This is a genomic window from Polyangium sp. 6x1, from assembly GCF_029946515.1.
In the GTDB taxonomy this organism is placed as follows: domain Bacteria; phylum Myxococcota_A; class Polyangia; order Polyangiales; family Polyangiaceae; genus Polyangium.
Genome location: NZ_JARZHH010000005.1, coordinates 280655 through 288574 on the forward strand (window position 1 = coordinate 280655; position 7920 = coordinate 288574).

The 7920-nt window shown below is 67.3% G+C and carries 5 protein-coding genes; 2 read left to right on the forward strand and 3 right to left on the reverse strand.

What is annotated here, in order from left to right; genetic code table 11:
* Positions 1 to 272 precede the first annotated feature (272 nt).
* Entirely contained in the window at positions 273 to 968 is a 696-nt protein-coding gene (locus QHF85_RS08525; protein ID WP_281326584.1) for a pentapeptide repeat-containing protein, read from the forward strand.
* A gap of 193 nt (positions 969 to 1161) precedes the next feature.
* On the opposite strand, the gene QHF85_RS08530 is transcribed toward QHF85_RS08525, so the two are convergent.
* From QHF85_RS08530 to QHF85_RS08540, 3 genes are all read right to left on the reverse strand, one after another.
* Entirely contained in the window at positions 1162 to 2532 is a 1371-nt protein-coding gene (locus QHF85_RS08530; RefSeq protein ID WP_281326585.1) for a dipeptidase, read from the reverse strand.
* 395 nt (positions 2533 to 2927) lie between these two features.
* On the reverse strand, positions 2928 to 3443 hold the full coding sequence (locus QHF85_RS08535) for a hypothetical protein (protein ID WP_281326586.1): 516 nt from the start codon (positions 3441 to 3443) through the stop codon (positions 2928 to 2930).
* Between the two features lie 153 nt (positions 3444 to 3596).
* Positions 3597 to 5156, reverse strand: a complete 1560-nt coding sequence (locus QHF85_RS08540) for a GMC family oxidoreductase N-terminal domain-containing protein (RefSeq protein WP_281326587.1) — start codon at positions 5154 to 5156, stop codon at positions 3597 to 3599.
* A gap of 448 nt (positions 5157 to 5604) precedes the next feature.
* Between QHF85_RS08540 and QHF85_RS08545 the strand changes: the two genes are divergently transcribed.
* A partial coding sequence (locus QHF85_RS08545) for a kelch repeat-containing protein (RefSeq protein WP_281326588.1) occupies positions 5605 to 7920 on the forward strand: 2316 nt, incomplete at its 3' end.

The window sequence follows — 7920 nt, forward strand, 5'->3', positions numbered from 1 at the left end:
CCTGTGGGAAGAACTGCGCATCGCGCAGTTCTTCCCACAAAGGTCCAGGGCTGGCCCCGCAAAGAGGGGGGCGGACAGCTTGAAAAACTTTCCCCGCATCGACTGCGCTTCGCGCAGTCGATGCCCAGAGGTCCAGGGCTGGCCCTGGTTCGGGTCGAGGGGCGAAGAGCCCCCGCGGGGTCCGGGGCAGAGCCCCGGCGCGGCGGCTCCTAGTGAACCCAGTGTCTTGGAGCAGCTTGTCGAGATCCGGATCTCGGGCGAAGCTTCGATTTGTGAACAGTAACTGGGAAGACGTCATTACACACGACCGGCTCCTCGAGCATCGACGATGGGCCATCGCGCGCGACCGGCGCAACCCGGACGACGTGGGGCTGACGATCGATCCCGCGCGTATCGATGATTCTCCGGGTCGCATTCAAGTGAAAGGAATGCGCTTCAGTCATTTCCCGGTGAGGAACGAGACGCTCACCGGGGCGCGGTTCGAGGACTGCCATTTCCTGAAAATGAGGTTCGGCGCCGCGAACATGAACAACATCGAGCTCCTCGGCTGCATCTTCGTCGAGACCGTGATGAATTTCGTACCGTTGGGGTACGCGACGATCCGCCGCTCGACGTTCACGCGAAGCAACCTGGTGGAGGCGGGCTTTCGCGACGCGACGGTGGAAGAGACGCGCTTCGAGGCCACGCAGTTCACGGCGGCGAAGTTCGTGCAGTCGACGTTCCGCAACGTGCACCTGCGCGGGTGCCGGATGAACGAGGCTCTGTTCCGGGAGACGACATTCGAGGATTGCGATCTCCGCGACGTGGATATGTCCGATGGCTGGTTCCAGGGAGCGAATTTCGTGCGCTGCGACCTCCGCGGCGCGACCCTCTGGTCGATGGCGGGGGCCGAGCCTCGATGGCATTTCGAGCAATGCCAGTCCGACGGCCCGCTGCCGCCGCCCGCCGGCGCGCCTACGGCCCCGTGATGTCCTCGAGCATCGGCGGCGCGAGGACGGGCTCGACCTACGGGCTCTATCGAATTTCCAGGGACCGGCCCTCCGCGCCCGAGCTGTTTTTGCCTGGGGCAAGGTTTTGGCGCAGACGGCCGGGGGAGGGCGATGCGCGGCCGCGATGCTCAGCGCGAGGCTGGAGGGGCTGGATGGGGGGAGCCGGGGTCGCTCAGGAGCCCTTGGCCGTCGCGAACTTCTGCAGAAAGACCGCCAGGGAGACGGCCATGTTCTCGATCTCGGAGGGGTCGACGCTCTCGTTTGGCGCGTGGATCAACGCCTTCGGCTCCTCGACGCCGAAGAGCATGATCTCCGCCTTGGGGAAGGAGGTCTGGAAGACGTTGCACAGCGGAATGGAGGCGCCCTGGCCCATGGCGACGACCTCTTTGTTGTAGGCGGCGCCCATGGCGGCGACCATTGCATTGTAGCCCGGCCCCGTGGTCGACGTGCGGAAGGGCTCGCCGCTCGCGGACGGGGTCAGGGTGACCCTCACGTTCCAGGGCGCGACCGACTTCAAGTGATTGATCAAGGCTTGCTGCGCCGCCTCCGCTGTGACGCCGGGCGGGACGCGCAGGCTGACGAGCGCCCGCGCGTGGGCCTGCACGGCCGGGGTGGCATCGTCCACGGACGGGCAATCGATTCCGCAGACGGTCACCGCGAACCGCGCCCAGAGCATGTCCGACACGGTGCCGTTGCCGAGCAGATCCACGCCATCGAGGACGCGCGCATCCGTGCGGAATTGATCCGCCGGGTATTGTGCCCCCGACCAGGTCATGCTGTTGTCGAGCCCGCGCACCGTGGTGTTGCCCTGGGAATCGCGCAGGGTGGCCAGCATGGAGATGAGCGCGGCGAGGGCGTCGGGGGAGGGGCCTCCGAATTGACCCGAATGCATGGGACCCTCGAGGGTATCGACGGCGACGATCACGTTCGCGATGCCGCGCAGCGACGTGGTCAGGGTCGGCGTCCCGTCCGCGAAATTGCCCGCGTCCCCCACCAGGATGGCGTCGGCCGCGAGCAGGTCATGGTTGCTCGGGTCGGCGACGAAGTTCTCGAGCCCGCCGGTGCCCTGCTCCTCGGAGCCCTCGCCGACGATCTTGAGGCTCACCGGGAGGTTGTCGCCGAGCGCGCGAATGGCCGTGAGGTGCACCGCGATGTTGCCCTTGCAATCGGCCGCGCCGCGCCCGTACCAGCGGCCGTCGTTCTTCGGGGTCAGCGTCCACGGGTCGGTGTTCCAGTCCGCCTTGTTCGGCACGGGCTGCACGTCGTGGTGGAAGTACAAGAGCACGGTGGGAGCGCCCGGGGGCCCCTGCTTGAAACCGGTCACCGTTTTGGATTTGTCGGAGGTGACGTGGACGCTGATATTGGTGAAGCCCGCCGTGGTGAAGGCCTGCGCCAGCCAGACGACCATCTTGTTGCAATCCGCGGGCGGGTTGTCCGGCGGCGAGAAGACCGATTGGTAAGAGACCATGGTGGCGAGATCGGCCTGGGCCTGGGCCATCAGCGCCTGGACCTTGGTACGGATGTCGTTGACGTCGTCGCGCATCGGAATTTTTCCTGCTGGGGGTTTTCTGATCGGGTGTGGAACGAACGGGGGGCGTCTACTGCAGCGAGCGTGCCAGGTCGCCACGCCACGGCTCGGCGCGGAAACTTCCGAGATGAACCGCCATTTCAGGGCGGTCCGAGGGGCCGCCGTCGACGCCAGACGGCTGGAGGGGGAGCCGCGGGGTGTTCCTCAGGTGTACCTGTAACAGGGGATGTTACAGGGGGTGTGAGCGGGCTACGTGCCGAGCGATCGTTAGAGCCGTTCCTCGGCTCGGCTGACCTTGGGCGAGGAGTCCACGACGGCTCCGGTGATCATCGAAGGAAGCTCGCCCGCCATAGGGGAAGCGCGCTACGCGCCGGGGATGGGCGCGACCCTCGTCGAATTCGCGCCGGCGCTTACTCCGCGGTCCGGATGAAGTAGAGATCAGGCGACTCGTACCACGCCGACTGGAGATAGACGAAGCCTTTGAGCGCGGGGACGTAGCGGAACCGGCTGTAGATGCCGGCGTCAATCGCCTGCGGCGGGTTTTTCGTGCCCGGGCCGAGCGGGAGAATCTCGATGTCCCAGGTCGAGGTTGCGTTGGGCTTGATGACGAAGATGCGCCCGCCGTCGTCGGGCGCGCCGTGGTCGCCGTCGTGGCGCGCGTCGAAGTACAGGAACCGATCGTTATCGGGGTCGTACTCGAATGACGCGTTGACCGGCTTGTCGTCGAGGAATTGCGTCAGCCCCGGGGAGGGGTTGAAGGTGAGCGGTGTGGCGGTCGTCCCGGTCGCGTCGATCGTGTACGCGTTCAAGGTGGGGAAGTTGCCGTAGCCCCACCCGTCGCCGAAGCCGAGGCTCACCAGCTGGTTGCGCTTCGAGTCCCACGCCAATGCAGCCAAAAAAGGAAGACGGATCCGTGTGGAAGTCATCGACAATCTCCTATCCCGCGGGCTCGGCCGCGCTGCAAACCTATCGCTTCATGACCGCGGATAGGACATGGAGACGCCTTCGGATGTCAACCGCCGCGAGCCGATTGGCGCGGTCGAGGCAGCGGGGTCCTCGGGGCGCCGCTGGCCGAGCGCCTAGCCTTTGCCGAGCATCAGCCGCGCGCAGCGGTCTCCAATCATCATCGAGGCCGCGTTCGTATTGCCAGACACGATGGTCGGCATGATCGCCGCGCCCGCGACGCGCAGGCCGGTCACGCCACGCACGCGGAGCTCCGGGTCGACCACCGCGCTCGGATCGACGCCCATCTTGCACGTGCCGACCGGGTGAAAATCGACCTCGGAGTATTTGCGGAGCGCCTCCCTGAGCTGATCGTCCGTGACCACGGTCGGCCCCGGCGTGTGCTCGACGTCCTCGACCCAGGTGAGGAGCTCCGGGGCATTGATGATCTGGCGGATCATCTTGTAGCCCTCGAGTTGCGTGGCCCAGTCCTCCGCTGTGCTCAGGAAATTCGGCTCGATGAGGGGCGCCTCGCGAGGATCGGCCGAGCGCAGCTTCACCTGGCCACGGCTCGTGGGGTGAAGGTTGATGCAGCCGAGCGCGAGCGCCTCCGAGGGATAGTCGGCCCAGCCGTGGCGCATATAATACGACTGGACCTCGAACCGAGGCGGACCGTTCACGGCGCCGGGCGCTCCGTTCGTGAACATCGACACGTCCATGGTCGTGATGTGGCTCGGCGGGCTCGGCATTCTGAGCTTCTTGACGACCACCGAGGCCAGGTGATCTTGCAGGTTCTGCCCGACGCCGGGCACGTCGGCGACGTGCTCGATCCCGAGCATTGCGAGCTCGGCGGCGCTCCCGATTCCCGAGAGCATGAGGAGCTGGGGCGTGTTGACCGTGCCCGTGCAGAGCACGACGTCCCGCCTCGCCCGGACGGCGATCTCGGCGCCCTTCACGTCGATGAGGACCTTGTCGACCTTGCGGTTTGCATCGAACGTGATGCGCTTGACGCGCGCCAGCGTCTTGATCGTCAGGTGGAGATTCGAGAGGAGCGGTTTTACGAACTTCGTGAATGCGTCCTGTCGAGCCCCCGTTTTCGCGTCGACGTTGAGCTGCGTAAACGCGACCCCGTAGGGCGAGGCGCCATTGTAATCCTGGTTCAGCGGATACCCGAGCTTCACGACGGCATCGAGCACGCCCTTGGAGAGCTCATTTTTCGAGGTGAGCTCCGCGGTCGGGACGATCGGGCCCATGGTGCCGCGGTAGGCGGGGTCGCCGGCCAGGTAGGTCTCCAGCGCCATGAACGACGGCAGCACGCTCTCATAGCCCCAGCCCGTGCACCCCTGGGCAGCCCAGCCATCGAAATCGTCTTCATGGCCGCGCACCCAGACCATCCCGTTGATCGAGCTCGATCCTCCGAGCACCTTGCCCGCAGAGTAGGACTGCGCCCTGTTCAAGAGCTCGGGCTGCGGTTCGGACTCATAACCCCAATCGACGCCGGAGTCCGGCTGCGTGAGCTTCCACCATTGCGTGAAATCGCGAATGTCCTCGCGCTCGTTGCTGCCGCCCGCCTCGACGAGCAGCACCGTGACGCCCGGCTCCGAGAGCAGGCGCGCGACGAGCGGGCACCCGGCAGATCCGGCGCCGACGACGACGTAGTCATAAACCTCGGGGAGCGGCGAGATCGGTTCGTTCACGCTGCAACCAGCGAGAGATCGCGCGCCGATCGCGTGGAGCGACGATACACCGACGAGTTTGAGGAGTTCTCGGCGCGAGAGGCCTGCGCGTTCGGCGAATGCGGGCAGATCAGGACACCAAGGAGCCCTTGAATGTCGCTTCATCGCGGCATTTTATCATCGTGCGAATCGGCTGGCATCGGGGCAGGGGGGCCCTTGCACCGCGCGGTCGGTCCGAGCGATGCTGCCAACCCGGCGGATCTTCCCCCGTGGACGTGCGAGGCGGGCAAGCGGGGCCTTGCTCAAGCCAATCTTTTTGCAGAATATGGCGATCCGTGGTTGCCTGCGCGACAGGAAGCCGACCGAGGACGTAAATCCGGAGGCGGGCAAGGTCGAGGCGGAGGCGCTGCAAGGCGGAGCGACCACGACGGCGTGAGGGTTTGCCGGAAGGGACGGGGAGATCAACTCGATGAAGAAGACATTTTCGAGCATGCGGAACACGAGGATGTGGGCGATCGCCGCGCTGGGTTTGACCGGCGGGGCTCTGCCGACGGGCTGCGGCGACGAGCCGGCGGCGGAGCCCGCGTCGGCTGCCGAGGGCGCATTACGACGACGTTTCCCGGAGCCGGCGGCCCAGATCCTCGAGCAGGGCGAGGCGTTCGTGGACGCCCCCGAGGGGTTCGTGGTGCTCCCGCGGACCCGGATGGATGTGCAGGTCGTCTTGCCCCGAGCGGCGCAGGGATCGATTCGATTGACGGGGTTCGGGGGGGCGACCGTCTCCGTGCGGGAGCTCGGGGCCACGGGCGAGAGCACGCTTGCCGGGCGGGCGGTCAAGTATGCGCGCGCCGGCGGGACCTCGTTCTGGACGGCGGCCCCCGGCGGCGTGGAGGAGTGGCTGCACCTCGAGGCGAGCGCCGTGCACGCAGACGAGCCGGTCGCGGCGTGGGAGGTCGACGACGCGACCGTGCGGCAGCGCGGAGAGAGCGTCGAGATCGTGGACGACGCCGGGGTGGTGCGGCTCGCGGTGGCGGCGCCGGTCGCGTACGGAGAAGGCGGGCGGACGGTGCCGGTCCGCCTCGTGGCGAGCGGATCCAGGCTCGAATTGAGGGTCGACGCCGAGGGCGAGGAGGTGCTCGTCGATCCGGTCTGGACCACCGTGGGATCGCTGGCCTACGCCCGCAGCTACCTCGCCGCGGCGCCGGTCGGAAACAGCAAAGTGGTCATCGCGGGGGGGCGGTTCGACCAGGCCGCGGTCTCGGCGGACGTCTATGATACGCTGACGAACTCCTGGACCGTCACGGGCCCCCTTTTGAAGGGTCGGTACAGGCACACGGCCACCGGGCTCAAGACGGGAAATGCGCTTTTCGTCGGCGGCTGGGAGCCGATCAACGGGCCCACGCTGGCGAGCGCGGAGCTTTACAACCCCACGACGAACCAGTGGACCTCGGCGGGCTCGATGGGCCAGGCCAGGGCAGACCACACGGCGACGCTGCTCGACAGCGGCAGGGTGCTCGTGACGGGCGGCAGCGGCAGCGGGATCTCGGCGACCGCCGAGCTTTACGAGCCGGCGACGAACTCGTGGCTCTCGGCCGGGGCGATGGCGCAAGCCCGCACCGGTCACACGGCGACGCAGCTCGCGAATGGCAAGGTGCTGATCGCGGGGGGGCAAGGCGGCGGAAACTTCCTGGCGAGCGCGGAGATCTATGATCCCATGACGAATACATGGTCGCCGGCCGCGTCGATGATCGGGACGCGGACCGACCACACGGCGACCCTGCTCCTGAATGGGAAGGTGCTCGTGACGGGCGGATACGCGACCCCCTTCGCCTCCACGGGATTGAAGACGGCGGAGCTCTACGATCCCGCGGCGAACACCTGGGTGGCGACGCCCCTGATGCCGAATGGGCATCATGATCACTTCGCGGCGCGCTTGTCGGACGGCAAGGTCCTGGTCGTCGGCGGGGGCGTGGGCGGCGACCTCTACGACCCCGTGGCGAACACCTGGTCGGCGGGCCCGGCCATGGGGCAAACACGGTACTTCTTCGCGGCGACGCAGCTCCCGAACGGCGAGCTCCTCGCGGCGGGCGGCTTCGACGGGAGCTCCATGCACCACACGAGCGTGGAGATCTTCGGCCTCGCGCCGCTCGGGAGCGCCTGCATCCTGGGCACCGATTGCAAGACCGGCTTCTGCGTGGACGGCGTCTGCTGCAATACCGCGTGTGACGGCGGTCCCTGCGACGGCTGCTCCGTCGTGACGGGCGCCGCGGTCAACGGGACGTGCGTGGCGGTCAGCGGCGTCGCGTGTGATGACGGCAATGCTTGTACCCAGACGGACGCCTGCCAGGCGGGGACGTGTGTTGGCGGCAATGCCCTCGTCTGCGAGGCCCCGGACGCATGCAACGTGGGCGTGTGTGATCCGGCGACGGGCATGTGCGGGAGTGTCCCCAAGGCCAATGGAAGCGCCTGCGATGACGGCGATGCCTGCACGCAGGTGGACGCCTGCCAGGCGGGCGTCTGCGGGGGGACGAGCCCGGTGCTCTGCGACGCGCCGGACCAATGCCATACCGCGGGAGCTTGTGATCCGGCGACGGGGTTATGTCCGGTGAAGGCCGACGGGACGGCTTGCGACGATGGGAATGGTTGCAGCGAAAACGACGTCTGCCAGGCGGGCGTCTGCGGGGGGACGAGCCCGGTGCTCTGCGACGCGCCGGACCAATGCCATACCGCGGGAGCTTGTGATCCGGCGACGGGGTTATGTCCGGTGAAGGCCGACGGGACGGCTTGC

Bases quoted from the DNA above. Each gene is read 5' to 3' on its own strand.
- QHF85_RS08530 (WP_281326585.1), bottom strand. From the start codon at position 2,532: ATGCGCGACGACGTCAACGACATCCGTACCAAGGTCCAGGCGCTGATG.
- QHF85_RS08535 (WP_281326586.1), bottom strand. From the start codon at position 3,443: ATGACTTCCACACGGATCCGTCTTCCTTTTTTGGCTGCATTGGCGTGG.